Origin of the sequence: Thermococcus sp. (assembly GCF_026991495.1) — an archaeon.
Lineage (GTDB): Archaea > Methanobacteriota_B > Thermococci > Thermococcales > Thermococcaceae > Thermococcus.
Genome location: NZ_JALXBJ010000023.1, coordinates 1 through 25,376 on the forward strand (window position 1 = coordinate 1; position 25,376 = coordinate 25,376).

The 25,376-nt window shown below is 55.7% G+C and carries 31 protein-coding genes and 1 pseudogene; 22 read left to right on the forward strand and 10 right to left on the reverse strand.

The window, feature by feature from the left end; translation table 11 throughout:
- The 3 genes from MVB78_RS02635 to MVB78_RS02645 all read left to right on the forward strand — a co-directional run.
- The coding region (locus MVB78_RS02635; RefSeq protein ID WP_297487560.1) for a MoxR family ATPase at nt 1-792 on the forward strand (792 nt) is incomplete at its 5' end.
- A 9-nt stretch (nt 793-801) separates the two neighbouring features.
- Nucleotides 802-2,103: a DUF58 domain-containing protein gene (locus tag MVB78_RS02640; RefSeq protein WP_297487563.1), complete on the forward strand. Its 1,302-nt coding sequence runs from the start codon at nt 802-804 to the stop codon at nt 2,101-2,103.
- Complete coding sequence (locus MVB78_RS02645; protein WP_297487565.1) at nt 2,100-2,531, forward strand: hypothetical protein; 432 nt, start codon at nt 2,100-2,102, stop codon at nt 2,529-2,531. The genes MVB78_RS02640 and MVB78_RS02645 overlap by 4 nt, the downstream gene beginning before the upstream one ends.
- Here the strand turns inward: MVB78_RS02645 and MVB78_RS02650 are convergent.
- Nucleotides 2,521-3,348 carry a carbohydrate kinase family protein gene (locus tag MVB78_RS02650; protein ID WP_297487602.1) on the reverse strand — a complete coding sequence of 276 codons (828 nt, stop codon included), beginning with the start codon at nt 3,346-3,348 and terminating at the stop codon, nt 2,521-2,523. The two genes, MVB78_RS02645 and MVB78_RS02650, sit on opposite strands and share 11 nt — an antisense overlap.
- Before the next feature lie 134 nt (nt 3,349-3,482).
- On the opposite strand from MVB78_RS02650, the gene MVB78_RS02655 reads away from it, so the two are divergent.
- Nucleotides 3,483-4,979, forward strand: a complete 1,497-nt coding sequence (locus MVB78_RS02655; protein ID WP_297487604.1) for a carboxypeptidase M32 — start codon at nt 3,483-3,485, stop codon at nt 4,977-4,979.
- A gap of 359 nt (nt 4,980-5,338) precedes the next feature.
- Here the strand turns inward: MVB78_RS02655 and MVB78_RS02660 are convergent, their stop codons facing one another.
- Together MVB78_RS02660 and MVB78_RS02665 are read right to left on the reverse strand one after the other, a co-directional pair.
- Nucleotides 5,339-5,644 (reverse strand): DUF5615 family PIN-like protein, encoded by a 306-nt coding sequence (locus MVB78_RS02660; protein ID WP_297487567.1) that lies wholly within the window; start codon nt 5,642-5,644, stop codon nt 5,339-5,341.
- Nucleotides 5,641-5,835 (reverse strand): DUF433 domain-containing protein, encoded by a 195-nt coding sequence (locus MVB78_RS02665; RefSeq protein WP_297487569.1) that lies wholly within the window; start codon nt 5,833-5,835, stop codon nt 5,641-5,643. The genes MVB78_RS02660 and MVB78_RS02665 overlap by 4 nt, the downstream gene beginning before the upstream one ends.
- Before the next feature lie 127 nt (nt 5,836-5,962).
- Here MVB78_RS02665 and MVB78_RS02670 point away from each other — a divergent pair, with 127 nt between their 5' ends.
- Both MVB78_RS02670 and MVB78_RS02675 read left to right on the forward strand, forming a co-directional pair.
- On the forward strand, nt 5,963-6,199 hold the full coding sequence (locus tag MVB78_RS02670) for an antitoxin VapB family protein (RefSeq protein ID WP_297487606.1): 237 nt from the start codon (nt 5,963-5,965) through the stop codon (nt 6,197-6,199).
- A 144-nt stretch (nt 6,200-6,343) separates the two neighbouring features.
- Nucleotides 6,344-6,544: a type II toxin-antitoxin system VapC family toxin gene (locus tag MVB78_RS02675; protein ID WP_367270985.1), complete on the forward strand. Its 201-nt coding sequence runs from the start codon at nt 6,344-6,346 to the stop codon at nt 6,542-6,544.
- A 6-nt stretch (nt 6,545-6,550) separates the two neighbouring features.
- On the opposite strand, the gene MVB78_RS02680 is transcribed toward MVB78_RS02675, so the two are convergent.
- Complete coding sequence (locus tag MVB78_RS02680) at nt 6,551-7,036, reverse strand: THUMP domain-containing protein (protein WP_297487572.1); 486 nt, start codon at nt 7,034-7,036, stop codon at nt 6,551-6,553.
- Nucleotides 7,037-7,096: 60 nt separating this feature from the next.
- On the opposite strand from MVB78_RS02680, the gene MVB78_RS02685 reads away from it, so the two are divergent.
- The 3 genes from MVB78_RS02685 to trxB all read left to right on the forward strand — a co-directional run bounded on the left by MVB78_RS02685 (nt 7,097) and on the right by trxB (nt 9,869).
- Nucleotides 7,097-8,281: an ATPase gene (locus MVB78_RS02685; RefSeq protein ID WP_297487574.1), complete on the forward strand. Its 1,185-nt coding sequence runs from the start codon at nt 7,097-7,099 to the stop codon at nt 8,279-8,281.
- Nucleotides 8,281-8,808 (forward strand): metal-dependent hydrolase, encoded by a 528-nt coding sequence (locus tag MVB78_RS02690; RefSeq protein WP_297487576.1) that lies wholly within the window; start codon nt 8,281-8,283, stop codon nt 8,806-8,808. Before MVB78_RS02685 ends, MVB78_RS02690 begins: the two co-directional genes overlap by 1 nt.
- 68 nt (nt 8,809-8,876) lie before the next feature.
- Nucleotides 8,877-9,869, forward strand: a complete 993-nt coding sequence (gene trxB, locus MVB78_RS02695; protein ID WP_297487608.1) for a thioredoxin-disulfide reductase — start codon at nt 8,877-8,879, stop codon at nt 9,867-9,869.
- A gap of 31 nt (nt 9,870-9,900) precedes the next feature.
- Here trxB and MVB78_RS02700 read toward each other — a convergent pair whose 3' ends face one another.
- Nucleotides 9,901-13,440 carry a DNA methyltransferase gene (locus tag MVB78_RS02700; protein ID WP_297487577.1) on the reverse strand — a complete coding sequence of 1,180 codons (3,540 nt, stop codon included), beginning with the start codon at nt 13,438-13,440 and terminating at the stop codon, nt 9,901-9,903.
- Nucleotides 13,441-13,619: 179 nt separating this feature from the next.
- Between MVB78_RS02700 and MVB78_RS02705 the strand changes: the two genes are divergently transcribed.
- Both MVB78_RS02705 and MVB78_RS02710 read left to right on the forward strand, forming a co-directional pair.
- On the forward strand, nt 13,620-14,957 hold the full coding sequence (locus MVB78_RS02705) for an ornithine aminotransferase (protein ID WP_297487609.1): 1,338 nt from the start codon (nt 13,620-13,622) through the stop codon (nt 14,955-14,957).
- A gap of 60 nt (nt 14,958-15,017) precedes the next feature.
- Nucleotides 15,018-15,620 (forward strand): hypothetical protein, encoded by a 603-nt coding sequence (locus MVB78_RS02710; RefSeq protein ID WP_297487579.1) that lies wholly within the window; start codon nt 15,018-15,020, stop codon nt 15,618-15,620.
- On the opposite strand, the gene MVB78_RS02715 is transcribed toward MVB78_RS02710, so the two are convergent.
- The 3 genes from MVB78_RS02715 to MVB78_RS02725 are packed head-to-tail and all read right to left on the reverse strand — an operon-like array spanning nt 15,617 to nt 16,945.
- On the reverse strand, nt 15,617-15,904 hold the full coding sequence (locus MVB78_RS02715) for a family 4B encapsulin nanocompartment shell protein (RefSeq protein ID WP_297487581.1): 288 nt from the start codon (nt 15,902-15,904) through the stop codon (nt 15,617-15,619). The two genes, MVB78_RS02710 and MVB78_RS02715, sit on opposite strands and share 4 nt — an antisense overlap.
- Nucleotides 15,904-16,584, reverse strand: a complete 681-nt coding sequence (deoC, locus tag MVB78_RS02720; RefSeq protein ID WP_297487611.1) for a deoxyribose-phosphate aldolase — start codon at nt 16,582-16,584, stop codon at nt 15,904-15,906. The genes MVB78_RS02715 and deoC overlap by 1 nt, the downstream gene beginning before the upstream one ends.
- 13 nt (nt 16,585-16,597) lie before the next feature.
- Nucleotides 16,598-16,945, reverse strand: a complete 348-nt coding sequence (locus MVB78_RS02725; RefSeq protein WP_297487583.1) for a hypothetical protein — start codon at nt 16,943-16,945, stop codon at nt 16,598-16,600.
- Nucleotides 16,946-17,006: 61 nt separating this feature from the next.
- Between MVB78_RS02725 and MVB78_RS02730 the strand changes: the two genes are divergently transcribed.
- Complete coding sequence (locus MVB78_RS02730) at nt 17,007-17,699, forward strand: ThiF family adenylyltransferase (protein ID WP_297487584.1); 693 nt, start codon at nt 17,007-17,009, stop codon at nt 17,697-17,699.
- Here the strand turns inward: MVB78_RS02730 and MVB78_RS02735 are convergent.
- Complete coding sequence (locus MVB78_RS02735) at nt 17,696-18,598, reverse strand: hypothetical protein (RefSeq protein WP_297487586.1); 903 nt, start codon at nt 18,596-18,598, stop codon at nt 17,696-17,698. The two genes, MVB78_RS02730 and MVB78_RS02735, sit on opposite strands and share 4 nt — an antisense overlap.
- Before the next feature lie 86 nt (nt 18,599-18,684).
- Here MVB78_RS02735 and MVB78_RS02740 point away from each other — a divergent pair, with 86 nt between their 5' ends.
- Nucleotides 18,685-19,134 (forward strand): molybdenum cofactor biosynthesis protein MoaE, encoded by a 450-nt coding sequence (locus MVB78_RS02740; RefSeq protein WP_297487588.1) that lies wholly within the window; start codon nt 18,685-18,687, stop codon nt 19,132-19,134.
- A gap of 97 nt (nt 19,135-19,231) precedes the next feature.
- Entirely contained in the window at nt 19,232-20,170 is a 939-nt protein-coding gene (locus tag MVB78_RS02745) for an SPASM domain-containing protein (protein ID WP_366940156.1), read from the forward strand.
- Here the strand turns inward: MVB78_RS02745 and MVB78_RS02750 are convergent.
- A complete protein-coding gene (locus tag MVB78_RS02750; protein WP_297487592.1) occupies nt 20,167-21,081 on the reverse strand; it encodes an Lrp/AsnC family transcriptional regulator in 915 nt (304 codons plus the stop codon). The two genes, MVB78_RS02745 and MVB78_RS02750, sit on opposite strands and share 4 nt — an antisense overlap.
- Before the next feature lie 55 nt (nt 21,082-21,136).
- Here MVB78_RS02750 and MVB78_RS02755 point away from each other — a divergent pair, with 55 nt between their 5' ends.
- From MVB78_RS02755 to MVB78_RS02790, 8 genes and pseudogenes are all read left to right on the forward strand, one after another.
- The gene (locus MVB78_RS02755; RefSeq protein ID WP_297487613.1) at nt 21,137-21,625 is read left to right on the forward strand and encodes an adenosine-specific kinase; all 489 of its coding nucleotides are present in this window, start codon (nt 21,137-21,139) and stop codon (nt 21,623-21,625) included.
- Between the two features lie 14 nt (nt 21,626-21,639).
- The gene (locus MVB78_RS02760; protein WP_297487594.1) at nt 21,640-22,194 is read left to right on the forward strand and encodes an XTP/dITP diphosphatase; all 555 of its coding nucleotides are present in this window, start codon (nt 21,640-21,642) and stop codon (nt 22,192-22,194) included.
- Between the two features lie 64 nt (nt 22,195-22,258).
- Nucleotides 22,259-22,711: an Lrp/AsnC family transcriptional regulator gene (locus tag MVB78_RS02765; protein ID WP_297487615.1), complete on the forward strand. Its 453-nt coding sequence runs from the start codon at nt 22,259-22,261 to the stop codon at nt 22,709-22,711.
- A gap of 138 nt (nt 22,712-22,849) precedes the next feature.
- Complete coding sequence (locus tag MVB78_RS02770; protein WP_297487617.1) at nt 22,850-23,023, forward strand: zinc finger domain-containing protein; 174 nt, start codon at nt 22,850-22,852, stop codon at nt 23,021-23,023.
- Between the two features lie 18 nt (nt 23,024-23,041).
- Nucleotides 23,042-23,317, forward strand: coding sequence for an elongation factor 1-beta (locus MVB78_RS02775; RefSeq protein WP_297487596.1), 276 nt, complete (start codon nt 23,042-23,044; stop codon nt 23,315-23,317).
- 60 nt (nt 23,318-23,377) lie between these two features.
- Nucleotides 23,378-24,352: an ATP-binding cassette domain-containing protein gene (locus tag MVB78_RS02780; protein WP_297487598.1), complete on the forward strand. Its 975-nt coding sequence runs from the start codon at nt 23,378-23,380 to the stop codon at nt 24,350-24,352.
- Between the two features lies 1 nt (nt 24,353).
- Entirely contained in the window at nt 24,354-25,157 is an 804-nt protein-coding gene (locus tag MVB78_RS02785; RefSeq protein ID WP_297487600.1) for an ABC transporter permease, read from the forward strand.
- Nucleotides 25,144-25,376 (forward strand): annotated as a pseudogene (locus MVB78_RS02790) (ABC transporter permease); the annotation flags it as partial. The gene MVB78_RS02785 and the pseudogene MVB78_RS02790, both read left to right, overlap by 14 nt.

The following is a 25,376-nucleotide window of genomic DNA, read 5'->3' on the forward strand; positions in this document are numbered from 1 at the left end:
GCCAAGAGCTTTGCCGGGGCCCTCGGACTTGACTTCAGGAGGGTGCAGTTCACGCCCGACCTTCTCCCGAGCGACATCCTCGGGGTGAGCGTCTTCAACCAGAAAACCCTTGAGTTTGAGTTCAGGCGGGGACCGGTGTTCACGAACGTCCTCTTAGCGGACGAGATAAACCGCTCGCCCCCAAAGACCCAGTCTGCCCTGCTTGAGGCGATGCAGGAGAGACAGGTTACGGTGGAGGGACACACCCACGAACTGCCGAGGCCCTTCATCGTTATAGCCACCCAGAACCCGATAGAGCAGGAGGGAACCTATCCACTCCCCGAGGCCCAGCTCGACCGCTTTTTGGTGAGGCTTCGCGTGGGCTACCCTAACAGGGAGGAGGAGAAGGAAATCCTGAGGAGGAGGATGGAGAGGAAGAGGGAGGAGGTCGAGATAAAGCCGGTGGTGAGGGCTGGAGACGTCACGGAGATGCAGAGGGCCATAGAGGACGTTTACGTCAGTGACCCCATACTGGACTACATAGTCGACCTGGTCAACACGACGAGAAACGACAGGAGAAACCTTGAGATAGGGGCGTCGCCGAGGGGCTCTCTGGCGCTGCTCAAACTTTCGAGGGCCTACGCGGCCATAGAGGGGAGGGACTACGTGATCCCCGACGACGTTAAGAGCGTCGCGATCCCAGCCCTGAGCCACAGGCTGATCCTTAAGAGAGAGCTCTGGTACACTCGCGTCTCCCAGGAAAGCGTTATGGCCAAGATACTGGAGAAGGTTCCCGTTCCTAAGTTCGAGTGAGGGGAGAAGATGCAGGGGCTCGGCGGAATACCCTACATGCTTCCACAGCTGGAGAGGCCGGGAGAAGTTAAGCCCCCCGAGAAGGTCTCGCCCACTGGCAAGCTCGTCCTCTTCATCATCGCGCTCTGGATAGTGCCCACAACCGCCATTCTCTTCCTCCGCTGGGGCTCCCTATACCTCATCCTCCCCTACGTCACCATGCTCTCGGTCTCGTACGTACTCTTCAAGCCCAGGGGAGATGTGAAAGTCTGGCGCATCGTCCAGCACAACCGCTTTCTTGAGGGGCAGGAATTTGAGGTTGAAGTTCACGTTAAACCCGAGTTCAGCGTCGATCACCTCCTCGTGGAAGACGTCGTTCCCCCGGGGCTTGAGCTCATCTCCGGGAGCCCCTCCAGGGTATTCTCCCTCCGGGCCGGGGAAGAGGGGGCCCTAAAGTACCGCGTTAGGATAAGGCGCGGCGTTCACACCTTTGAAAAAACGAGGATCGCTTACAGGGATCCCTTCGGCTTCTTCTCATCGGACGGCCTCGCGGAGGTTTACACGGAGGTAATCGGCGTTCCGATCCTCTACGATGTCCAAACGCCTTACTCTACCCGGGGGACGAAGATAACGATAGGGCCCCTCCCCTCACCTCTCGTTGGGGAGGGACTGGAGTTCCACGCCGTGAGGGAGTACCAGCCCGGGGATCCGCTGAAGATCATCAACTGGAAGGCCACCGCCAGAACCGGGAGGGTAATGGCAAACGAGTTCGAGAGCGAGAGAAAGGTTGACGTGGTCTTCGTCGTTGACGCGAGCCTCTCAAGCGGGGCGGTCTTCGACCACCTAATACGCGCCGCAGCGTCGCTCATGCTGAACGCCCTCAACGACGGCACGAGCTTCGGGCTCCTCCTCTCCGAGGAGATCCCCCTGTGGGTGAGGGTCGACTACGGAAAGAGGCACTTCTTCAAGTGCATAGACTTCCTGAGCACGGCCAGGCCCGACAAGAGCAACATGATAGCCTACCAGGTCGAGCACCTCGTCAGGAGGGCCTTTCCACCGAGGGCCCAGGTGCTCTACTTCTCCACCCTGACGACCCCCGAGAGCAGAAGGGCCCTCGAAGTCCTCGCAGACCACGGCTACCGCGTTGTCGTCATAAGCCCCGATCCGAACAGCGTCTACAAGCCGAAGGACGAGGCCGAGAGGCTGGCGATGAGGCTCGTGCGCGTCAAGAGGAAGGCACTCATCAGGAGCCTGGCCGGCTACGGCGTGATAGTGGACTGGGACGTGGGGAAACCGCTAAAGGTGGCGATAGCGGAGGCGATCGGGAGATGAAGGCGATAAGGGGAGTACTGGCCCTTTCAACGCTGGCCCTGGCCGCGTACCTGCTCTCGCTCATCCTGAGCCCCGCTGAGGCCCTCGCCTTCATCCTTCCAGCCCTTTTGGCTTTCCTCTGGCCGCCGGCGGGCTACCTCTCCCTAACCTACCTCGGCTTCATCTTGGTCTACCGCACCCCGCCCGGAGGCGTGGCGGTGGCCTCCCTCTCCTTCTCCCTGATCTACGTCGAGAGCGTTTACCTCATGAAGAGGAAGGCCCCCCTCTGGCACTACATCGTTCTCACGGCCTCCGTAATCCTCGCGGTTCCCCTCTACTACGTCAGCGCCATCCTCTCCGGACTCCTCCCGAGCCTCGTCAACACGGTCATTGCAGCCCTCTTCGTTGTTATCCTTTACATGCTCCTGTACACCGTGATCAGACGCTGATGCTCCAGCTCCCCCACTTCCCGAGGACATCCCGGGCCCTCTCCAGGCCCAGCCTGACGCATTCCCCGATGGCCATCCCCTTGGAGTAACCTGCGAGGAAGCCCCCGGCGAAGGCGTCACCGGCCCCAGTTGGATCAACGATCCTCTCCACAGGGAGGGCCGGGAACTCCTTGAACTCACCGTCGTAAACTAAAACGCCCCTCTCGCCGCGCGTTATCACGACTAACTTGGCACCCCATTCGCGCAGAACCTCCGCGGCCTCCTCGACCGTTTCGGCCTTCGTTACGACGAGGGCCTCCCTCTCGTTTGGGAATACAACCTCCGCCCGTGAGACTATCCTCCTCATGAGGCCGCTCCTATTTCCGTATTCATCCATGTAAGTCGGGTTAAAGTCGAGGCTCAACCTCTTCCCCTCAAGCCTTTTCAATGCCTTCAGCTGCTCCTCCGGCGGGATGGGGGCTATGTGGAAGACCGTTGCGTTCAGGTACTCCTCTGGAATCGGCGTCTCACCCATCCTCTCCGCAACGCCCATCTCAACCGGCGAGTCAACGCTCCCGTCCCGGTGGTAGATCACGTAGATGTGGATGGTTCTGCCGGGGAGAACGCGGACGCCGCGGATGTCAACGAACTTCCCGAGCTCCTCCAGCCACTCCACGGGGAAGTCCTCCCCCACCTTTGTAACGAGCCCGACCCTTGCCCCGGCTAAGGCAGCCGAAGTGGCAACGGCCGCCGCAGCCCCCCCAGGCCTCTCAACCCTTCTCCCGTCTGGGAATACTATCGTGTCTATCGATACGTGACCGAGCACCACCAGGTCCATCATCGCCACCACCCCCCTCATTCGGGCAGCCCTTTAAGCCGTTTTCCGTTGAGTAATCGGTTTTTACCCCCATCGTTTAGATAGCCATCGAAAAGGTTTAAAAGTTCACCCGCAAAAGTTCCCCGGTGAAAGGCATGGAGCCAGTTTTCCAGAACGAGACGATAAAGGAAATCCTCACCAGGTACAGGAGGATATGGGCCATAAACCACGCCCAGAGCGTTTTAGGCTGGGACATGGAGGTCAACATGCCCAAGGAGGGCATACTTGAGCGCTCGGTGGCCCAGGGCGAGTTGAGCGTTCTAAGCCAGGAGTTCATCCTCAAGCCAGATTTCATAGAGCTCGTCGAGAAGGCTAAAGGGCTGGAGCTCAACGAGTACGAGCGCGGTGTTGTTAGAGTCCTCGACAGGGAGATAAGGATAAGCAAGTCCTTCCCACCGGAGTTCCTGCGGGAGGTCAGCGAGGTAACGAGTCAAGCTACGAAGGCCTGGGAGGAGGCCAAGAAGAGCGACGACTACTCCAAGTTCGAGCCCTGGCTCGACAAGATCATCGGCCTTGCAAAGCGCGCCGCTGACTACCTCGGCTACGAAGACGAACCCTACGATGCCCTGCTCGACCTCTTCGAGGAGGGCCTCACCACCAGGGAAGTCGAGAGGATGTTTGACAAGCTTGAAAGGGAGCTGAGGCCCCTCATCGAAAAGATCATGGGGGAGGGGAAAGTCCCGCAGAGTCACCCGCTTGAGGAGCAGAAGTACGAGAAGGAGCAGATGGAGCGCGTTAACCTCTGGATCCTCCAGAAGTTCGGCTTCCCGCTCGGCACTCGCTCCCGCCTGGATGTATCAGCTCACCCGTTCACCACCGAGTTTGGCATTCGCGATGTCAGGATAACCACCAGATACGAGGGCTACGACTTCAGGAGGACTATACTCAGCACGGTTCACGAGTTTGGCCACGCGCTCTACGAACTCCAGCAGGACGAGCGCTTCATGTTCAGCCCCATAGCCGGCGGAGTAAGCCTGGGAATCCATGAAAGCCAGAGCCGCTTCTGGGAGAACATCATCGGCCGCTCAAAGGAGTTCGCCGGCTTAATCTACCCGGTTTTGAAGGAGAGCCTTCCGTTCATGGCCAACTACACACCCGAGGATGTGTACCTCTACTTCAACCTAGTTCGTCCGGATCTCATAAGGACAGAAGCCGATGTTGTCACCTACAACCTCCACATACTCCTCCGCTTCAAGCTGGAGAGGATGATGCTCAACGAGGGCGTTAAGGCGAAGGATCTGCCGGAGCTCTGGAACGAGGAGATGGAGCGCCTCTTAGGAATAAGGCCGAAGACCTACGCGGAAGGAATCCTCCAGGACATCCACTGGGCCCACGGAACTGTCGGCTACTTCCCAACCTACAGCATTGGAACGCTCCTCTCGGCCCAGTACTACTACCACATCAGGCGCGACATCCCTGACTTCGAGGAGAAGATAGCTAAAGCGGAGTTCGAGCCGATAAAGGCCTGGCTGAGGGAGAAGATACACCGCTGGGGAAGCATCTACCCGCCGAAGGAGCTCCTCAAAAAGGCCATCGGCGAGGAACTGAACCCGGACTACTTCATTCGCTGGGTGAAGGAGAGGTATCTGTGATTTACTTTTTTTCTTCTGAAAGCCCCGCCCTAAAGGGCGGGGATGCAGTAAACCACCCAAGAGCCCTTAAACCCTCGAAACCCTTTTAAACTCTGGAGTGTAGTAAGGCCTCGGAGAGGCCACTCAAAAGAGGTTTCGCGTTACCACTCTGCTTTGGAGTGGTTGACGCCGATAGGCGTCTTCCCAAAACGGCTTTGCCGGTAGGGGTAACGGGCCTGAGACCGACCTTCGGGCTGAACTGAAACTGGCAACGGGAGTAGGTAATGAGCCCGTAAACCGAACCGCCCACTGGCGAGGGTTAAGCCGAACCCCCGGCTAAGGCGGGGAGGAGGTCAGAGCTTTGCCACTCTTATTTTATCTTAGTGAATGCTCACGATTTTTCCTTTGAAGTCAATGCCCAGCTCTAAGACTGCATGGAGTTTTGAATAAATGTACTCAATGCTCTTCGGTGGAAACCTCAGGGGGATAAGTCCTGGAATCGTGATGTTCTCAACAAAAATAATCATTCCAAAGTCTTTGTCGAACGTTATAAGGATTCTATCCTCCGCGGTGGCAATTCGGGCAACTTCCTCGTCAGTCATGCCTCTCTTGGCTTCGTAGATAGATGTTATGTCAAAGCCGTTCTCCCTTAGGCGTTTGAGAACTGGGGTAGGGTATGTTTTCATCGGCCAGAAACTTCAACGTACTGCTCCTCCATTAATATCATGCCCGCATAGCCGATCGCGGCAAGTATGTCCTCTTTTGTCAGCTGGGGATGGCTCTCGAGTATCTCCTCAAAGCTCCAGCCGTTAGCAAGGAGTTCAAGTATGAAGTAAACTGGAATCCTCGTTCCCCTGATAACGGGCTTTCCACCCATTTTCTTGGGTTTATCTCGATTCTCTCCATGTTCATCACGTACTACTCCGTTAATCCTCCTAAAGAGACTTCGGGACAGTGAATAATGCTCAAATATGATGCATGCATTCAGTGTACTGGTGGTGCAGATGGTCAAAACCATCACGATATCCGACGACGTTTACAAAGAGCTACTCCGCATTAAAGGAGATAAGTCCTTCAGCGAGCTTTTTAGGGAGCTGTTAAGGGAGAAAAAGGGCAACGCCGATGCCCTGCTACACATCGCTGGAATCCTGAACGAGGATGAGTATGAGGAGGCCAAAAAGAGAATTAAAGAGCTGGAGGAGGCGTTTGACGAATGGGGGCAGTCCTTGACACAAACGTGATAATTGAAATAGCCAGGGGTAACAAGGACGTTCTCAACGCCATTCTAAAGCTTGACAAAACCTTCTACGTGACTTCCATAACACGCTTTTGAACTTCTGGTTGGTCTCCCTAAGAAAGATGAGCTGATATGGCTGAACCCTCTCATTGAGCTTCCCTTTGACAGAAAATCCGCTGAGATGGCCGCGTACCTCCACAAAAAGCTGAGGGAAAGAGGAACCCCCATGGGGTTGAGGGATCTTTTCATCGGTGCCGTTTGTCTCGCCAACGGCCTGCCACTGATAACGCTCGATGGCGACTTCGAGGTACTGAAGGAGTTCGGGCTCTCCGTCAAGCTAATTAGATAGCCCGCCTCAATCCTCAACCTCGAACTTCAAGACCTCATCCCTCTTCAGAACACCTACTCCGGCCTTCCTTCCGAGGACTTCAACGACCACCACCCAGTCCGGGTTTGACAGATCCACCTTCAAACCGCGCTCCTCCACGATCCTGGAGCCAACGGCCCTCTCGATCTCTTTCTCACCGAGCTTTTTGTTCCCCCTAACCCTCGCCCTCACCGCAAAGCTCCCGGTTTTCCCCTCCATCAGCTCGACGGCCTTCTCCTCGATATCCTCAAGTTTGGCGGGCAGGAGGCAGTCAAGCGGGACAACCCTTTGAAGTGCCTGCGTTTCAAAGGAACGGAGACTTTTTATCGCCTCATCCCTGCCCAGCGGCGTCTCGGCTACGAGGACTCCCCTCCACTCGGTTCCCCTGACGTGAACCCTGCCAAGGGCCCACTCAAGTTCGAGTATCGCGTCCCCCTCCCTGCCCGGCGGGCACGTCGCCACGAGAAAGACCATCTCCCCCACCATCGGACAAACTTTTATATTTCCAAAGACGAATTAATCCGGGTGACTTAAATGGAAGACGAACTTAAAGTTTATCCCTCTCAGATTTACACGGTTTACGGCCTGTCCCGCAACCCCTTTGAACAGCTCGCGAGCGAGGGCATAGAGGACGTTGAGGCGATCCACGTCTACCAGGAGGTAGATATGAAGCTCTCCACCATAGTCTCCGAGGTTATAGGGAACAAGAGCTCAATAGCCATGAGCATAGTCGGCCCCCTCGGGATGGGGAAGACCCAGAGGTTAAAGAGCATAGCGAAGGCCATAGAGAAGGAGGGGGGAAAGGCGATATACGTGAAGGTGGACACAAACGACATACTCAAGCTGACCAGGGACATATTCTACGCACTCAAGCCCCCGAGGAGCAGGACGAACATCTTCCTTGAAAACCTGAGCAGGAAGCTCGGCTTCATAGACCGCCTTGAGAAGATGCTCAGCGACACGAAGGAGTACAAGAGCAGGGACATCGCCGAGATGCTCGTCAAACAGCTCTCAAGGTTTCCCCACTCCACCCTTCTGCTCGACGAGCTCGAAAACATGCAGAGCGCGAGGGAGCACGAGAAGATACAGTTCTTTGAGATGCTGAGGCACGTCATAAGCACGATGCCCCCCGGCTGCATAGTCGCCTTCGCCTGCATACCAGAAGCCTACGAGGAGTACACCAAGATATTTCCGGCCTTCTTCATGCGCCTGCACTACGAGTTCAGGCTCAGGCCGATGAGCGTCGAGGAGACCTTTGAGCTGGTGAAGAAGAGGCTCAACAGGGTTCGCGTAAAGGACACCGACGATCCGCTCTACCCCTTCACCGAGGAGGCCCTCAGGATGATCCACGACCTGGCCAAGGGAAACCCGAGGCAGATCCTCCGCCTACTCCACTACGTCCTGAGCGAGGCCGCAAAGAGGGCCTTCGACCCGATTGACGAGCTCGTCGTCACAACCATCCTCGAAGAGCCGAAGAGCCTTGAGGAGTACATCAGGAGGGTTCCCAAGGACTACCGCGACCTCGTGGAGGCCATCGTCTACACTTTCAACGGGGGCCCGGTCAGCTACATAACGATAGCCAAGGAGCTGAAGAAACCGGCCAACATCGTTTACGAGTCCCTGAACCGGCTCGTTACCATCGGCTTCCTCGTCGGCGACCCCGGGGGAAACTACAAGGTGCCGAACTACGTCAGGAAGTTCCTCGGAGAGGAGGGCTGATGCCGAACTACGACGTTCACGTGCTCTCGGGGATAGTGAGCTATCCAGCGGTGGTTGCCCTGGCCGGCCTGCTCTCACCGACCCTCCACTTTGGCCTTACGCCCACGGCCCTAATCCTCGGCTACGCCCTCTACGTACTCGGCAGCGACCTGCCCGACATGGACCACCCGAACGCCCTCATACACAGGGGGACGAAGCCCATAGTCAGCGTCTCGGTCGGCGGTGCGGTCTACCTCTGGGTCATCCGCTACCTTCACCTCGGGGCCGAGTGGCTCAACCAGAGTGCGGCGTGGGCCATAGGGGCGGTCGGGGCATTCATAGCGTGGTTCGGCTTTACCGCGGTTATGCCGAGACACAGGGGGGTCGTCCACTCCCTCTTCTTCGCCGCGATCTACGGGTTTTTAGCGTTCCTCTTAGCTGGGTACGGTCTTGGGATGAGCTTCGGGGAGGCCCTGTACTCGGGCTTCGCCGCCTTCTCTGGGTACACCTTGCACCTAACGCTCGACGGATCTCTTAAGCTTGTTTAATATTACCCAATCATGTGCAACAACCCTTTTAAATAGGGAACGTTAGGAAAGGCCCGGAGGTGGGAAAAGTGTTCAGTCTCGGTGGCTTTTCACGTGGTGGAGAGTACGAGAGCAAGACCTGGGACGTACTCATAATCGGAGCGGGACCGGCTGGCTTCACTGCGGCAGTGTACGCGGCGCGCTTCGGCCTCGAAACCATCATCATAAGCAAGGACCTCGGGGGGAATATGGCGCTCACGGATATCATAGAGAACTACCCGGGCTTCCCGGAGGGGGTAAGCGGCCCGGAGCTGACGAACAGGATGCACGAACAGGTGAAGAAGCTGGGAGTCGAGGTCATCTTCGACGAGGTCGAGAGGATAGACCCGGCCGAGTGCGCCTACTACGAGGGGCCCTGCAAGTTCAGGGTCAGAACGGCCAACGGCAAGGAGTACAAGGGGAGAACGATAATCATAGCCGTCGGAGCGGCCCCGAGGAAGCTGAGGGTTCCCGGTGAGGAAGAACTTACGGGAAGGGGCGTCTCCTACTGCGCCACCTGCGACGGCCCCCTGTTCAAAGGGAAGAGGGTCATCGTTGTCGGAGGGGGGAACACCGCCCTTCAGGAGGCGCTTTACCTGAAGAGCATAGGCGTCGACGTTACGCTCGTTCACAGGAGAAGGGAGTTCAGGGCGGACAAGATACTGCAGGACCGCTTTAGGGAGAGCGGGATTCCTGCGATACTCGACACCGTCGTGACCGAGATAAAGGGCAAGGACAAGGTTGAAGGGGTCAGGCTCAAAAACCGCGTAACCGGCGAGGAGACCGAGATGAAGGTGGACGGCGTCTTCATCTTCATTGGCTACGAGCCTAAGACGGACTTCGTAAAGCACCTCGGCATAACCGACGAGTACGGCTACATCCCGGTTGACATGTACATGCACACGAAGGTACCTGGGATTTTCGCCGCTGGGGATATAACCAACGTCTTCAAGCAGATTGCTGTAGCTGTAGGCCAGGGAGCCATCGCTGCCAACTCAGCCAAGGAGTTCCTGGACGAGTGGAAGGAGAAGAACGGGGAGTGAACTCCCCTCTTTTCTCTTGAAAAAAGAGAGGTCAGAACCTCTCGATTATCCTCTTCATTAACTCCTTGTCTGGATTGCCGTAGACGAAGGTCGAGAGAACGTATTCCATCTCGTTTCTCGTCAGACCAAAGACGTCCCTCGCTATAATAGCTTCGAGCTCAGCCCTGATTTCCCTCCGCTCGTCCTCGTTTGTGATTTCGCTCGCCCCAATCCCAAGCTCTTGAGCCATGTCGTCATAGTGGCCCTTCCTGTAGAGGAGCTTGAAGGCGAGTTCGACGATTCTGGCCTTTGTCTCAGGTTTAGGCTCGGGAATCGGGAGCTCGTAGATGTAGAACATGTTGAGGTTAGCCGAGACCCTCTGCCTTATGTAGTAGTCGAGGGTGAAGCTGTTGAGGAGCGCCATGAGGTATAGGGTTTCCGAGTAGGGTATCCTCTCCTGAACGAGCTTCCCGTCCCTGATGGCGTATCTGAAGGGCTTGAAGTAATTGAGTGAATTCCCAGTAAAGACCCGCTTGGGCAGAACCGTGCTGATGAGGGTTCTCTCGTTTGTGGAGCTTGCTATCGCCCTGTAAACGAGCCTGTGCTCCTCGTAATCCAGCTTAAACTTTCCGTTCTCAAAGTTCTCCCTCACGAGCCCGTAGTTCTCGTCTATGAACGCCCTGAGCTCCTTCCTCTTCAGGCCGAGCCTCTCGCCTTCGGCCTTAAGGAACTTTTTAACTCTGCTAAGCTCCTTGCTCAGCAACCGTTCCCTCCCCTTCTCTTCCTCGACCCAGTACCTCGGCTCGGCAAAGAAGGGCTCGTACTGGTGTATCATCTTGCCCTCGTAGAGGACGAGACCCCTGCGGGAGGTGTTGAAGAGGTCGTTGTCGTTGGTCATGTGAAACTCGCTCTTGATATCCCAGCCGTGCTCCCTCAGTAGCCTGTAGTCCCCACGTATCTTCTGAACGAGCTTCACATCTTTCCCGCGCCTGAACTCGGTGACGCCAAGAACACCCGGCGAGAGCTTTGGAATCAGCACAACGGGATAGTCGAAGGTCACCGCCTCGATAAAGTCATCGAAGGCTCCTCCGTTTTCAGAGAGCCACTCCTCGTAGTTCCTCCTCGTAACGTAGAAGGCCGCCCTGAAGGGCTTATCACACTTACCCTTGGTGAAGAACACCACGTCGAACTTGAACTGGGGGTGAACCTCCCTGAACCATCCCTGCCCGCGGTTCTCGAAGGAAATCAGCTCTTTGAGGCAATAATTTTCAAAAATTTCCTTCCTCAGGGGCATTGCACCTTCATCGGTGTGGAAGTTGGACGGAATTAACAGGTTCACCGCTTCCTTGGAAAGCTCCATGGCCCTCTCGAGGAAGATTTTCTGATAGGAGAGATCACCTTTACCGTAGAGTTTATACCTCGACCTTATGAACTCGGAAAGTTTCCTTATGTCCTCCTCGTACTCCTCCCAGAGTTTTTTAACGTTCTCATCCTTCAGCTTCTCCTTGAATAGCCTTTTGAACTTCGGCCCCTCAATGCTGAACTTGCTCACCTCGCCGAATATCTCCGGGTGCATAGCCGCGAATTCCTTCGACTGGGGCTTTATGTTCTCCCACGGCGGATTGCCGATAACCCCGTGAAAGCCCCTCTCTTCTTTAGGTAGAGGCTCGCCGTTCTCGTCGAAGTAGAGGAAGAAGAACTCAAGCGGATAGAACAGGGGCTTCTCAAAGTCCCATCCTTTCTCCCTCATCCTCTCGGTAAGTTCCTCCCTTATCCGCGCCCTTATCTCCTCCATCCCCTCAAGAACCTCGGGGTTCAGGGGGTCTTTCAAATAAGCTTCCCTCTTCTCCCAGAGGGCCTTTATCTCGTTCTTGAAGTCCTTCATCAGCTCGACTACCTCATCGTCCGGAAGGGAAACTATCGAGTCCCCGTTTACGAGGTTCATCTCAAGGTCAGGAAGAATGTGCTCCTCAGCGCCGAGGTTTTTGTACCTGAATTCATCGGGTTCGAGCTTTATTGCCTCCTTCCAGATGTTAACTTTGGCGACGTCTATGGCTCTCTCGTCGAGGTCAACGCCGTGGATGTGGCGGAGAATTATGAGGGAGAGCAGCTTTCTTCTATGAAGGCCAAAACCGAGAAACTTCCTTATCTCCCTTACGAGCTCCTTCTGTTTTCTTATGTGCTCAGGCTCCGCAAGCTCTTTCACGGCGTTCTTGTAGCTCTCAGCCCACCTCGTTTTTTCCTCTATCTCCACATAAACGGCGTAGATTTCCCTCAGGACTTTGATCAGAAAAGAGCCGGAACCGCAGGCGGGATCAACGATTGCAATCGAAGCGAGCTTCCTCGCCAGCTCCCATGCCCTTTCCTCGTCTATTTCCTTCGAGTTAAGAACCTCAAGGAGTTCGTTCTTGACTGGCCCAAAAAGCTCCCCAACGAGTCTTTTGGCCATGTAGCGGGTTATCTCGCTGAGAGTGTAGTATATTCCCATCTGCTTTCTCCTTTCGGCCAAAAACATCTCGTAGGCCTTCCCAAAAACGTCCTCGTCGATCTTCCTGAAATTGTAGTAGAGGAGACCCCGTTGAAATGCCCCTCTCCATCCCTCAACTCCGAGGATGAGCTTGACCCTCTTCATAAAGCTCGTTATGTTCTCATCGCTACCGTCAAGGGCATCCAGCGGGGAGCTTTTGAAAAGCTCCGTATCGTAGTAAGCGTAGAACCAGTCATCTATCTCCCCGAAAAACTCTTCAAGGACTTTTCTCGGACCACGTGGACTCCACCTTTTTTCAACGGACGTGAAGGTATCATGAAGGAAGCGGAAGGGAATTAGACTGTGGTCTTCGAGCGTTTTTATGAACATGAACTTGTTGAGCAGGTGCACAATGCTCTCACTCGGATTTTTAATTTTCCACTTCACTCTTTCAAGGGTTGTGGACCAACCCTTAAGGTCTTTGAAGAACCTCTCGTCGAGGTCGTACTGGGGAAGTTTATCTTCCTTCCTCCTCACGAGCTCCCAGATGTCGCGAATCTCCCCGAGCTCGGTTACAAACTCGGCAAAAGACTCTCTGTGGAAAGGCTTGAAGTCATAGACCGCCTCCCTGCTGAAGTAGTAAACGTCAACGAGGTTCGTGAGAATGACGTAGTCCACCTGGGCCTCCTTGAGGTAACGAACTATCTGGTTATTCTTTTCACTTTTCATTTGATTGTATATGTCCTCAAGCGAAATGGGCTTTATTTTTACGCCGTTCTTGACTTTGTAAGCCCTGTGCATAGCCTTGAGCTCAATAGCTACTGGATTGGTCGCCCCACTCTTTACTAAGAAGTCCACCCATCCATTGCCGAGCTTTATCTCCGGCACCCACTCAAGGCCCAAATGTTCAAGTATTGGGCTGAACAGAAACTCGGAGAGCAGGAACTCGGGTTTTGCAAAACCAATGCTCTCAATGTACTTGCGAGCGTTTTGGGTCTTCAATCGCTCTGAGATCTCCTGAACAAAAGCAGGCGTTAGCTCAACGGCCCCAAGCGATGAGAGAACCCTCAAGTCATCAAGATAATCCTGGAGGAGTCTTTTGCTAATCCCTCCCACTTCTGACACCCACAGAGTCTCACTATTAGATTTTAAAAGCCCATCGCCCAAAACGAGACCTTGATTCCTGAATCACGTTAACATCGCTAAAACGGAAGGGACTTTTCCGAAAAATTTTCACCCAAAAATGTTCATTGATGAACATAAGGTTATATAGGAGTAGCGCGATGGAGGGGCGGGTGATTCGAATGGTGGTCAGGCCAAACGTCAAAGAGCTCCCCGGACCGAAGGCGAGGGAAGTCATTGAGAGAAACTTCAAGTACCTCGCGACGACAACTCAGGATCCGGAGAACCTCCCGATAGTCATAGACCGCGGGGAGGGCATAAGGGTATACGACGTTGACGGGAACGTCTTCTACGACTTCGCGAGCGGCGTTGCGGTGATAAACGTCGGACACGCGCACCCGAAGGTCGTTGAGGCGATAAAGAGGCAGGCCGAGAGGTTCACCCACTACTCCCTCACCGACTTCTTCTACGAGAACGCCGTCGTCTTGGCCGAGAAACTCATAGAGCTCTCCCCCGGAGACTTCGAGAAGAAAGTGGTCTACGGGAACAGCGGTGCCGAGGCCAACGAAGCCGCTATGAAGCTCGTGAAGTACGGAACCGGAAGGAAGAGGTTCCTCGCGTTTTACCACGCGTTCCACGGGAGGACCCAGGCGGTACTGAGCTTAACGGCGAGCAAGTGGGTTCAGCAGGAGAGCTTCTTCCCCACGATGCCCGGGGTTGAGCACATCCCGTACCCGAACCCATACAGAAACCTCTGGGGGATAGACGGCTACGACGAGCCGGACGAGCTTATAAACAGGGTTCTCGACTTCATCGAGGAGTACGTCTTCAGGCACGTTCCGCCGCACGAAGTGGGTGCGATATTCTTCGAGCCGATACAGGGTGAGGGCGGCTACGTAGTCCCGCCGAAGAACTTCTTCAAGGAGCTCAAGAAGTTCGCGGACGAGTACGGAATCCTCTTGGCGGACGACGAGGTTCAGATGGGCATAGGAAGGACCGGAAGGTTCTGGGCGATCGAGAACTTCGGGGTTGCCCCCGATCTGATCCAGTTCGGAAAGGCCATAGGCGGTGGGCTTCCTTTAGCTGGGGTCGTCCACAGGAAGGAGATAAGCTTTGACAAGCCTGGAAGGCACGCAACGACCTTCGGAGGCAACCCAGTTGCCATAGCCGCTGGGATAGAAGTCGTCGAGATAGTGAGGGAGCTCCTCCCGCACGTCAGGGAAGTAGGAGACTACCTCCACAAGTACCTTGAGGAGTTCAAGGAGCGCTATGAGGTCATAGGCGACGCGAGGGGCATCGGGCTTGCCCAGGCCATCGAGATAGTCAAGAGCAAGGAAGGCAGGGAGCGCTATCCAGAGCTGAGGAGCAGGATAGTGAAGGAGTCCGCCAAGCGCGGTCTGATCCTTCTCGGCTGCGGTGACAGCAGCATACGCTTCATCCCGCCACTCATCGTGACGAAGGAAGAGATAGACGTGGCCATGGGGATTTTTGAGGAGGCGCTGAAAAAGGCGCTCTCCTGATTTCAACTTCTTCCCTTCTGCACAAAACCTTTAAAGGTCATTAAAGCACTCCCCCAGGGGATGCCCTTGCTTTCATCGGGGGAGATAGAGGCACTGACGCTGATGCTCTTCACGGCCTACGTGCTCTACCTCCTGAGGAACAGGGAAAAGTTCAGCATGAGGGGGAAAGAACTGCTCCCGGTTCTCCTCACCGCGACGCTAATCTCTCTGCTCCTCGAATACGGGGTGGGACTAAGAACAGAGGCCGGTGAGATGACGCTCGGCTACCTTGGGCTCTTTTTCTTCTCGGCGGCCTTTGGCGAGACCGTTGGCGTGGCCTCGGCGATGGGAGTGGCCTTTGCTGACTACCTCTCCACCTCCGACGTTCATTACGGGTTCCTCTCCCTCCTCGCGGCGTCCGCCGCGGCTATAGTTACCGGCAAAACTTCAAAGATCAGCCCCGAGTTCTCGGTGCTCCTCTCGGCCGCGGTGCTTGGTGCTCTGACGGCCCTGATCCTCTGGGTTCCATGGTTCTGGGGAACTTCCCAATCTGTTTCAAGAACGATCTTCCTGATGTCCCCCCTCTCTGCATCTGTATCAACCGGTGTAGTAGCCGCTTCCGCCCTCGTCCTCTGGCTCAGGAGGGAGAACATAATAGGGGAGCCAATAGAAAAAAGGGGCTAAATGCTCTTTATCTCGTTCCACATCTCGTCCTCCACTATAAGCGGCTCTATTGAGACCCTCTTTGAGGCCCTCCTTATCTGGCCGAGGTACCTCGAATCCGCTATCACAGCGTCGTAGTCGAGCTCCTTAACAGTGTAGACTGAGAGGTCGAGGACGTCCACGACCTCGCCGGCGTACTTCAGGAAGCCCTCGCCAGCTAGGAGGATGTCCGGCTGGAGCCCCTCGGTCTTAAGATCCTCCACGGCCTTCTCAATTATTTCAAGGATCTCCTCCTTCAGCCCCATCACGAACCCCTCGCGCTCTCCATTATCCTAACACTGCTTGAGGCGCCTATCCTGTTCGCACCGGCCTCTATCATCTCAACGGCCTTCTGGAACGTCCTTATACCCCCTGCGGCCTTAACCCCCATGTCCGGCCCAACGACCCTTCTCATCAGCCTAACGTCCTCAACCGTTGCACCGCCGGTTCCAAAGCCTGTGGAGGTCTTCACGAAGTCCGCTCCAGCTTCTTTAGCGAGTTCGCAGGCCTTGACCTTCTCCTCTTCTGTGAGGTAGCAGGTCTCGATTATGACCTTGACCTTCGCTCCCCTCTCGTGGGCGACTTTAACGACCTCCCCGATGTCCCTCTTCACGTAGTCGTAGTCCTTATCCTTCAGCGCACCGATGTTTATGACCATGTCAAGCTCGTCGGCCCCATCCTCCAAGGCCTTCTCAGCCTCAAAGACTTTGACCTCGGTTGGCGTTGCACCGAGCGGGAAGCCGATGACGCTCGCCACCTTGACGTCTGCCTTCTTCTCCCTCAGGTAGTCCTTGGCGAGTTTAACGCGGTAGGGATTGACGCAGACGGCGTAGAAGTTGTACTCTATCGCTTCATCGCAGAGCTTCATTATGTCCTCCCTCGTGGCGTACGGCCTGAGGTTCGTGTGGTCGATGTACCTGGCCAACTCCTCGGGTTTCACCGTCATCACCCAAGTTAGTTCACCGATGGTGTATATAGGGGTTTTGCCCACCGAAGGTCTCCCTGAACTGCCTGAAGAACTCAGCGCTAACGTCCTCGCCCCCGAGGTCGGGCCGAAGCTCACCACGGAGCACTCTCTCAAGGACTTCAACGGCGTTTCTCCAGCCTTCCTCCAGGGTCTTCCCCTTTGGAATAGGGTTCCTGAGGACGTGCCAGTGACCGTCGCCCTCGTAGTAAACTGCCACCCTGGGTATGTAGTCGATGTCGAGGAAGGTGTTGTCGAGCGTGAGCTCGATCCTGAAATCAGCGAACTCTATGAAGCCCTCCCTAAGCAGCGCCTCCTTGGCTTCCTCCCATCTCATCTCCATCACAACGAGGTAAACAGGAACGAATAAAACCCTTTGGATCAAGGTTTCAGGGGGTGATCGCATGCTGAGCGGTGCGGAGCTTGAGAGGTACGACAGGCAGATAATGCTCATAGGAGAGGAGGGACAGGAGAAGCTCAAGGCGGCCACCGTTGCCATCGCGGGAGTCGGGGGGCTCGGCTCGCCGGTTGCCTACTACCTGACCGCCGCTGGAATCGGGAGGATCATCCTCATCGACCCCGAGAAACCTGAGCTCAGCAACCTGAACAGGCAGATACTGCACTGGGAGGAGGATCTTGGGAAGAAGGCAAAGTCCGAGTCCGCGGCCTGGAAGCTGAAGCGCTTTAACTCAAACGTTGAGGTTATAGCAAGGGCGGAGAGACTGACCGCCGAGAACGTGGGGCGCGTCGTTGGGGATGCCGACGTCGTGGTAGACTGCCTCGACAACTTCGAGACGAGGTTCCTCCTGGACGACTTCACCGCGGAGAGGGGGATACCCCTCGTCCACGGGGCGGTTGAGGGAACCTACGGGCAGGTCACGACGATATTTCCGGGAAAAACGCGGAGGCTCCGGGAGATTTTCAAAAACGTCAGGAAAAGGGGCAAGTTCCCGATAATCGGGGCCACTGCAGGTGTCGTCGGCTCGATACAGGCCATGGAGGTAATAAAGCTTCTGACGGGCATAGGAGAGCCCCTCCTGAACCGCCTCCTCATAGTGGACCTCGCCCACAACGGCTTTGAAGTCGTCGAGCTTTAGCCGGGAGGTAGAACGCTCACTGTCCTGTTAACGCTGAGCACATTGAAGCGCCTCAGGAGGAGGCCCCTCTCGATGACCTTCCCCCTTCCACCGTAGGGATCCGTGTAGCCGTAGGAGACCTCAAAGAGCAGGGATATCGTCCCGTTCACTGGAGTTCCGCCGAGGATCCTGAGTTCCATCGAGGGAGAAGAGACCGAGATCGTGGAGCCGTTGGGGGAGCCGACGAGGAGGGATACGAGGCCCTTCAGGTCTTCTCCATCGGGCCTGCAGCTGATCCTGAGTTCATCCCCTTCACCCGAGGCCCTGCATCTCCCAGCATTAACCTCCTCGATGAAAATCGAAAGCGGGTTGTAACGGTAGAGGTCGAGGACTCCCTCGTAGCCCTTCTCGCCCTCCCCGAGGTGAAGCCAGCGGCCGTCCGAGAGCAGGTAGGCATCACCACCTGTGAGAATGGCCCGGGTCACGTACCTCGCCCCCTCGGGGTAAGCCCTTACGGTCATGTTGATGGCCATTACGCCGTTGTTCAAGTCGAAATACCCCCTCGATGACGTGAGTATGGAGACGTTCTGAACCCGTGTTACACCACCGGAGGTGACCTCGGTGGAGAAGTCGATGACCGTCGAGATGTTGGCGGTGTAGGAGGAGACCCCTATGGAGCAGGCCCGCTGCGGAGATGTCCTGGTGTCGCTTGGCCCCGTCCCGGTCTCATAAACAGACGAGGTTGTGTGAGCCGTGGAAGAGGTACGGGAGGTCTCCTGGCCGGAAGAGGACGTGGATAGGCGCTGAGAGGAAGTTGGGGAAGTCCCGGTGGAAGGGACTCCCTTGCCGCCCCCTCCCAAACAGCCGGCCCCAAATGAGAGCAGCACGAGGGCTATCAGAATCAGGGGGACGATCCTCATTCAACCACCTGCTTTAGTTCGCTGGATACTCTAAAAACCTTCCGGAAGAGATAAGAGGGGGACCGAGAAGGGGATACGGTGGTGGTATGGGAAATAACGGGAAAAAGGTTGGGATCTCAAGGGGAGGCTTTGACGTCCAGGCGGCCATAGAGAGGCTCTCAAACCCAAAGGCCGGCGCCTACGTGATCTTCTTGGGCAGAGTCCGCGGGGAAAGCAGGGGGAGGAAGGTGCGGAAGCTCGTTTATGAGGCCTACGAGGAGATGGCCCTGAGGGAGATGGAGCGGATTAGGGAGGAAGCCCTCGAGAGGTTCCCGATACTTGACATGGTTATAGAGCACAGGGTCGGGGAGCTTGGGGTGGGTGAGGACACGATACTCGTGGTGGCCAGCGGAGTGCACAGGAGGGAGGCCTTCGATGCCTGCTCTTGGGCAGTAGATGAGGTCAAGAGGCGCGTGCCCGTGTGGAAGAGGGAGGTAACGGACGAGGGCACCTTCTGGATAGAGGGGGAGAGGAGCGTTCCGGATTACCACGGCTGAATGTTCGTCATTTTTTGCTAACTTTTCTCAATAGTATGCAAAATCGGAATAGAAAAAGTATATATACCCCCCTTTCCGACCAGATATGGTGGTCGTAATGGCAGAGGTTGTTAGGATAGGAGACAGGACAATCGAGGGAGTAAACTGGGGAGCAAGGTTCTCGATAGGGAAGCCCCCCTGGAGCAGCGTTCCCCATACCGGAAGGGTGGAGAGGCTTATCCTTCAGCTCGGGGCAGGGAAGGGAAAGTTCAGTGAAACCCAGGGGATTCCGAGGTCAATCGGCTGCATAGGCAACAACAGGTTCGTGCTCAGGAGGGAGAAGCTCAGCAGGGATGAGATCGAAAGGATCCTCCTTGACTTCAAGAGGATGAAGGGGGAGGAGCTGTGGCTTACCAACTACGATGACGTCGATGAACTCCTGTGGGCTGCCAAGAGGGCCGTCGAGATCGGGTTCGAGAGGGTGAACGCGGTCGTCTTGGAGGAAGACCTTGAAAAAGTAAAACCCTTCCCCGGCGTCAGGTTCATAGCGGAACTTGAGTACAGCAGGGAGGATGTCGTGAGAACGGTTGGAATCGAATGGGTCTCTGGAATCCTCGTCATGGTGAACCAGGAGAACCTCAACGATGCCATGGAGTTCCTCCCGAGGGTTGGGGGAGACGTCGAGGTCTACATTGACGTCCTCTATCCCAAATCCGCCCGCTTCCTGTCCTTCAACGTCATAGAGCTGAGGAGGATCATGAACCCAACAGTTGAGAAGTACAACGACTGCCTCGCCGGGACGATAGCGGTCAGCGGCGACGGCTACGTAACCCCCTGCCCCCTGCTGAGGAATTACGTGGTCCAGGATGCAAGGGAGAATGGCCTGAAGGGCGTCCTGAGGAAGAAGAGGCTCAAGTCCTTCTGGACGCTCACCAAGGACAAGATAGAAACCTGCTCCGGATGCCCCTTCAGGTACGTGTGCCACGACTGCAGGGCCCTCGAGTACCAGGCAACGGGGGAGATAGAGGGGATCGAGTACTGCCCCATAGCCGATTAAAAGTCGAGGATTGAGTGGTAGCCGCTCCCGTCCTTTTTTACCATCCTGCTGTATATGGTCTTCGTGTACTTGTCAACCAAATCGTCTATGACGTCAAAATACTCGACGACGAACTTGTCCACGTACTTGCTGAACTCGAGTATCTTGTCGGCAAGATCCTCGGTGGACGAGAAGAAGCACTCGACGGAGTAGCCGTAGCCCACGAGGACGCCGATGAGGAGCTCCCTCTCCTTGAAGACGTTGAAAATCTCCTCTTTGAGATCCTTGGCCAGGCCGAGTATTCCCCTGTCGTAACCTGGGACATCGTAGCTGACGATGTAAGTCCTGATGAGGTCAAGGTTCTTGAGGCGGTTGATCATGTACTTAACCGTCGTCCTGCTCTTCCCGAGGCGCTGAGAGATTTTGGAGATGGGTGTCCTCGCGTCCACCCTGAGTATGTCCATGAGGACTGCGTAATCGTAGCTGAGGTTCCAGTCCCCGTATGTGATGCCCTCCGTGAGGGGATAGCTCCTGGCCTCGTAGTACTCGTAATCGTCGCTGTACCTGCTGAGGTACTCACCAATTAGATCCACCTGATCCTTGGGGACGTAAAGGATTCCGGAGAGGCCGTTCTTGAAGCCAAACACGGGGTTCAGGTAGGCAACGAAGGGGTTCCTGAGCATCTTCTCGGCTACACTCCTGATTTCATCCCTGGGGACCGAGAGAAAAGCCACGAAACTCTTGAGCCCGATCACGTCGATGTTGAAAACAGCGTTAACGTAGAAGTACTTTCCGTAATACTTGTCGTAGAGCCTCTTCAGACGGTAATAGTCCACCCCCTCCTCCTCGGATATTTTCCTGAGGCTGTCGATGGGGTGCTTCTCAAGGAGATCTGCAAGGAATTCCAGCTCCTCCCTATTTGCATCGACCATTGTTCATCCATAAAGGTTAAATCGTTCCATCGTTAAATCCTTATCGGTGAACAGGATGGTGAAGATAGAGGTCATAGACATCGAGAAACCGGAGGGAAGCGAGGTCATAATCGGCCAGGGGAACTTCTCCATCTTCACGGTTGACGACCTTGCGAGGGCCCTGCTGACCGCGGTTCCCGGGATAAAGTTTGGGATAGCCATGAACGAGGCCAAACCGCAGCTCACCCGCTTCACGGGCAACGATAGGGAGCTTGAGGAGTTTGCAGCCAAGAACGCGGTGAGGATCGGAGCAGGCCATGTCTTCGTGATAGTGATGAGGAACGCCTTTCCAATAAACGTCCTCAACACCGTTAAGAACCATCCCGCCGTTGCGATGGTATACGGGGCAAGTGAGAACCCGTTCCAGGTCATAGTCGCCGAGACTGAGCTCGGAAAGGGGGTTCTCGGCATAGTGGATGGGAAAGCCGCCAACAGGATTGAAAGCGAAGAGCAGAGGAAGGAGAGGAGGGAGCTGGTCGAGAAGATCGGCTACACCATAGACTGAGGAAGAGTGATCCCATGAGGCTGGCCTTCGTTACGTCCAATCCAGGGAAGGTGGAGGAGGCGCGGAAGTACTTCAAACCCCTCGGCGTCGAGGTCTACCAGCTCCACATTGAGTACCCCGAGATCCAGGCAGACACCTTGGAGGAGGTGGCAGAATACGGGCTTGAATGGCTTGCGGAGAGGTTTGAAGGGCCCTTCTTCCTCGACGACTCCGGCCTGTTCATTGCGGCCCTAAACGGCTTCCCCGGCGTTTATTCAGCGTACGTCTACAAAACCCTCGGCATCGGGGGCATTCTGAAGCTCCTTGAAGGGGAAACGAACAGGAGGGCACACTTCAGAAGCGTCGTAGCCTACTGGGACGGTGAAGTCCACCTCTTCACTGGGAAGGTGGAGGGGATGATAACCGCGGAACCGCGCGGTGCAGGCGGCTTCGGCTTCGATCCCGTCTTCATGCCCGATGGCTTCGACCGAACCTTTGCCGAAATGACAACCGAGGAGAAGAACCTGATCTCACATAGGGGGCGGGCCCTGAAGGCCTTTGCCGAGTGGCTAAAAGAAAACCTTAAATAAGGTTAAAAGAGCAAAAACGTAGGGCAGTTATTTGAAGAACTGACAAAGCAGCGGGGCGGTGCGGATGGTGGGACAGCTCGATGATATCGATATGAAGCTGTTGAAGGAGCTCAGGGAGAACGCGAGGGAGAACATAGCCTCCCTCAGCAAAAAGATCGGAATACCGAGGACGACGGTTCACTACAGGATAAAGAAGCTCCTCGAAGAGGGGGTTATAGAGAAGTTCACGGTTAAGCCAAACTACAAAAAGCTCAACCTCGGCACGACGGCCTTCATACTCGCGAGGTACGACCCGGAGTCGGGGGTAAACCAGAGGGAAGTCGCGAAGAGGGTCGCGATGCTCGACGGTGTCTACGAGGTTCACATAATCACCGGAGAATGGGACCTCTTGATAAAGGTCCGCGCCCCGAACTCCGAGGAGATAGGGAAGATAGTAATCGACAGGCTCAGGGAGATAAAGGGCATAGGCCAGACCGTGACCATGGTGTCCTTCGTTTCGGTCAAGGAGGAGCTTTAGGGGCGATGATTTTCGTTCTCCTTCCTGACCGGTGATGACGCGAGGAAAGATGAGCCCCATTCGAAAGATTTATAAACCAAAGCCTAAAACGCTCTCCAGTGGCAAAAAACGCCTTTCTTGGGGGTGTTAGCAGTGGAAATGAAGTTCGAGATACCCGTATGCACGTCATGTGGAAAGGAGATAAGCCCGAGGGAGCACGCCACCCACTTCGTATGCCCTAACTGCGGCGAGGCAATCATCTGGCGCTGCGAATCCTGCAGGGTCTTAGGGGTTCCCTACAAGTGCCCCAAGTGCGGCTGGGAGGGGCCGTGAATTTGGAGGTGAAGAAAAATGGCCGACTACAACATGGTTGCCGTCGTTAGGGTCATGCCTACCGACCCGGAGGTAAACCTCGACGAGCTTGAGGGGAAGCTCAAGGAGGCGCTCCCTGAGAAGTTCGGCCTTGCCAAGGTCGAGCGCGAGCCTATAGCTTTCGGCCTCGTTGCCCTCAAGTTCTACGTTTTAGCGAAGGACGAAGCTGGCTACGACCTCGACCAGGTTCTCGATGCCTTCAGGCAGGTTGAGAACGTCGAGAGCGCTGAAGTCGAGACCGTCTCAAGGATTTGAGGGGCTTTGCCCCCTTTAAATTCCGAAACCTTTTTCTAAGCTCGCTTTGATTCCGAAATGATGCCGTCGATTGAGGTAAAAGACCTAAAAAAGAGCTACCCAAAGAGGATCTCCCTCCCCTTCAGGAGGGTCGAATGGGTTGAAGCCCTCAAGGGAATCTCATTCAAAGTCAGAAAAGGCGAGCTCTTCGGCCTCCTTGGGCCCAACGGCGCCGGAAAAACGACAACGATAAAAATCCTCACGACACTTCTCGAACCGAGCTGGGGAAGCGCGAAGGTTCTCGGCTACGACGTCGTTTCCCAGGCGAGGGAAGTAAGGAGGAGGATAAACCTCGTTGCCGAGGGAGAGAGGACACTCTACTGGCGGTTGAGCGCCTATGAGAACCTCCGTTACTTCGCCAGCATCTACTACGTTCCAAAAGATGAAGCCGAGAAGAGGATAAGGGAGCTTCTCCAGCTCGTCGGCCTCTGGGAGAGGAGGAACGACCTGGTTATGGGCTTCTCCCGCGGGATGAAGCAGAGATTGGCCATAGCCAAGGCCCTCATAAACGACCCCGAGGTTCTCTTTCTGGATGAACCTACCCTCGGCCTCGACGTTCAGAGCGCCCTATTCGTCAGGGAGTTCGTGGAGAGGCTCGTTAGCGAGGAGGGGAAGACAGTTCTCCTGACGACCCACTACATGGCCGAGGCTGAAAAGCTCTGCGACAGGATAGCGATAATTGATGGTGGGAGGATAATAGCACTCGACACGCCGGAGAACCTAAAGAGGCTCGTCAGCGAGGGCGAAACCGTGGAGATAAGGGTCAGGAACTTGAGACCGGAGAAGGTGAAAGAGATTGATGAGAGGCTGGCAGTCTCCGAAGAGGATCCCACACATGGAACCCTCCTCCTTAGGGGGAACCTTGACGAGGAAGACCTGCCAAGGGTCGTTGAGAGGCTTATAAGGGCGGGGGCAAAGGTTCTCTCGGTGGAGAGGGTCGAACCAACGCTGGAAGACGTCTTCATAAAGCTCACAGGAAGGGCGCTGAGGGATTGAAATGGCCTTTCTGGCCGTTATGGAAAAGGAGTTCAGGATGTTCTTCCGCTATCCGCTCAGGGTCGTGAGCTCGGTCTTAGTTGGCCTCGTCTTCCTCGTTCAGTTCGTCTACTTCGGACAGGCAGTCCTCGGAGGGAGGTATTCGTCAATCCTCCATGCCTCCACAGGGGTCGGCGACTATCCAACGTACGCGCTCATAGGCTACGTCCTCTGGTGGGTCTCGGTTTCGCCCATGGAGGCCTCTGTGTGGGGAATCCGGAGGGAGCTCCAGCGGGGGACGTTAGAAAGCAACGTGGCTTCTCCTATGGGCCTCCTTGAGATGGTGGTCAGCTTGGCCTTAAGCTGGATGCTCATGGACTCGGCGATAATGGCTGTGGTCTTTCTCACCGGAGTGATTGCCTTCGGCGTGAGCCTTTCGTGGGTTGCCCTCCTGAAGGCCCTCCCCATCGTGGGCTTAGCTTTTCTGGCTTTCCTCGGCTCTGGTTTGGTCTTCGCTGGCCTTGTGATGGTCTTCAAGAACATAGGGCCCTTCGCCCAGATATTCGAGTTCTTAGTTCTCTTCATCTCGGGCGTCTTCTTCCCCCTCTCAACCCTCCCGGCTTGGGTTGTCTCGCTCTCAAAGCTAATCCCCCTCACCCACTCGGCCAGCGCGGTCAGGAAGCTCCTTGTTGGGATGTCGTATTTAGACGTGACCGGGGAGGTAACTTGGCTTCTTGTTCTGACACCCCTCTACTGGCTCGCGAGCTACGCCCTCTTCAAGTGGGCCGAAAGAACGGCCAGGGTGATGGGCTATGGCGGTTACTGAAGAGCTTGGGGCCCTCATGGGGGTCGCGAGGAAGAGCTGGAAGGTCTTCCTGAGCTACAAGCTCTGGTTCGTCAGTGATATTCTAATGGGACTTTTCTTCGCCGGAAACGCCCTCCTCATCGGAATAGGGCTAACCGGGAGAAGGCACTCGGAATCCCTCGCTCAACTCACCGGCTACTCCGATTACCTCCTCTTCGCAGTCCTCGGCTTCATGGTTCT

Bases quoted from the DNA above. Each gene is read 5' to 3' on its own strand.
- MVB78_RS02775 (WP_297487596.1), top strand. From the start codon at position 23,042: ATGGCCGACTACAACATGGTTGCCGTCGTTAGGGTCATGCCTACCGAC.
- MVB78_RS02765 (WP_297487615.1), top strand. From the start codon at position 22,259: ATGGTGGGACAGCTCGATGATATCGATATGAAGCTGTTGAAGGAGCTC.
- MVB78_RS02770 (WP_297487617.1), top strand. From the start codon at position 22,850: ATGAAGTTCGAGATACCCGTATGCACGTCATGTGGAAAGGAGATAAGC.
- MVB78_RS02680 (WP_297487572.1), bottom strand. From the start codon at position 7,036: ATGGTCTTTCTCGTGGCGACGTGCCCGCCGGGCAGGGAGGGGGACGCG.
- MVB78_RS02760 (WP_297487594.1), top strand. From the start codon at position 21,640: ATGAGGCTGGCCTTCGTTACGTCCAATCCAGGGAAGGTGGAGGAGGCG.
- MVB78_RS02705 (WP_297487609.1), top strand. From the start codon at position 13,620: ATGGTGGTCAGGCCAAACGTCAAAGAGCTCCCCGGACCGAAGGCGAGG.
- MVB78_RS02670 (WP_297487606.1), top strand. From the start codon at position 5,963: ATGGTCAAAACCATCACGATATCCGACGACGTTTACAAAGAGCTACTC.
- MVB78_RS02730 (WP_297487584.1), top strand. From the start codon at position 17,007: ATGCTGAGCGGTGCGGAGCTTGAGAGGTACGACAGGCAGATAATGCTC.
- MVB78_RS02640 (WP_297487563.1), top strand. From the start codon at position 802: ATGCAGGGGCTCGGCGGAATACCCTACATGCTTCCACAGCTGGAGAGG.
- MVB78_RS02690 (WP_297487576.1), top strand. From the start codon at position 8,281: ATGCCGAACTACGACGTTCACGTGCTCTCGGGGATAGTGAGCTATCCA.
- MVB78_RS02665 (WP_297487569.1), bottom strand. From the start codon at position 5,835: ATGGGTGGAAAGCCCGTTATCAGGGGAACGAGGATTCCAGTTTACTTC.
- MVB78_RS02740 (WP_297487588.1), top strand. From the start codon at position 18,685: ATGGGAAATAACGGGAAAAAGGTTGGGATCTCAAGGGGAGGCTTTGAC.
- deoC (WP_297487611.1), bottom strand. From the start codon at position 16,584: ATGACGGTGAAACCCGAGGAGTTGGCCAGGTACATCGACCACACGAAC.
- MVB78_RS02645 (WP_297487565.1), top strand. From the start codon at position 2,100: ATGAAGGCGATAAGGGGAGTACTGGCCCTTTCAACGCTGGCCCTGGCC.
- MVB78_RS02745 (WP_366940156.1), top strand. From the start codon at position 19,232: ATGGCAGAGGTTGTTAGGATAGGAGACAGGACAATCGAGGGAGTAAAC.
- MVB78_RS02685 (WP_297487574.1), top strand. From the start codon at position 7,097: ATGGAAGACGAACTTAAAGTTTATCCCTCTCAGATTTACACGGTTTAC.
- MVB78_RS02650 (WP_297487602.1), bottom strand. From the start codon at position 3,348: ATGGACCTGGTGGTGCTCGGTCACGTATCGATAGACACGATAGTATTC.
- MVB78_RS02710 (WP_297487579.1), top strand. From the start codon at position 15,018: ATGCCCTTGCTTTCATCGGGGGAGATAGAGGCACTGACGCTGATGCTC.
- MVB78_RS02780 (WP_297487598.1), top strand. From the start codon at position 23,378: ATGCCGTCGATTGAGGTAAAAGACCTAAAAAAGAGCTACCCAAAGAGG.
- MVB78_RS02715 (WP_297487581.1), bottom strand. From the start codon at position 15,904: ATGGGGCTGAAGGAGGAGATCCTTGAAATAATTGAGAAGGCCGTGGAG.
- MVB78_RS02725 (WP_297487583.1), bottom strand. From the start codon at position 16,945: ATGGAGATGAGATGGGAGGAAGCCAAGGAGGCGCTGCTTAGGGAGGGC.
- MVB78_RS02660 (WP_297487567.1), bottom strand. From the start codon at position 5,644: ATGAAAACATACCCTACCCCAGTTCTCAAACGCCTAAGGGAGAACGGC.
- MVB78_RS02750 (WP_297487592.1), bottom strand. From the start codon at position 21,081: ATGGTCGATGCAAATAGGGAGGAGCTGGAATTCCTTGCAGATCTCCTT.
- MVB78_RS02735 (WP_297487586.1), bottom strand. From the start codon at position 18,598: ATGAGGATCGTCCCCCTGATTCTGATAGCCCTCGTGCTGCTCTCATTT.
- MVB78_RS02785 (WP_297487600.1), top strand. From the start codon at position 24,354: ATGGCCTTTCTGGCCGTTATGGAAAAGGAGTTCAGGATGTTCTTCCGC.
- MVB78_RS02755 (WP_297487613.1), top strand. From the start codon at position 21,137: ATGGTGAAGATAGAGGTCATAGACATCGAGAAACCGGAGGGAAGCGAG.
- MVB78_RS02655 (WP_297487604.1), top strand. From the start codon at position 3,483: ATGGAGCCAGTTTTCCAGAACGAGACGATAAAGGAAATCCTCACCAGG.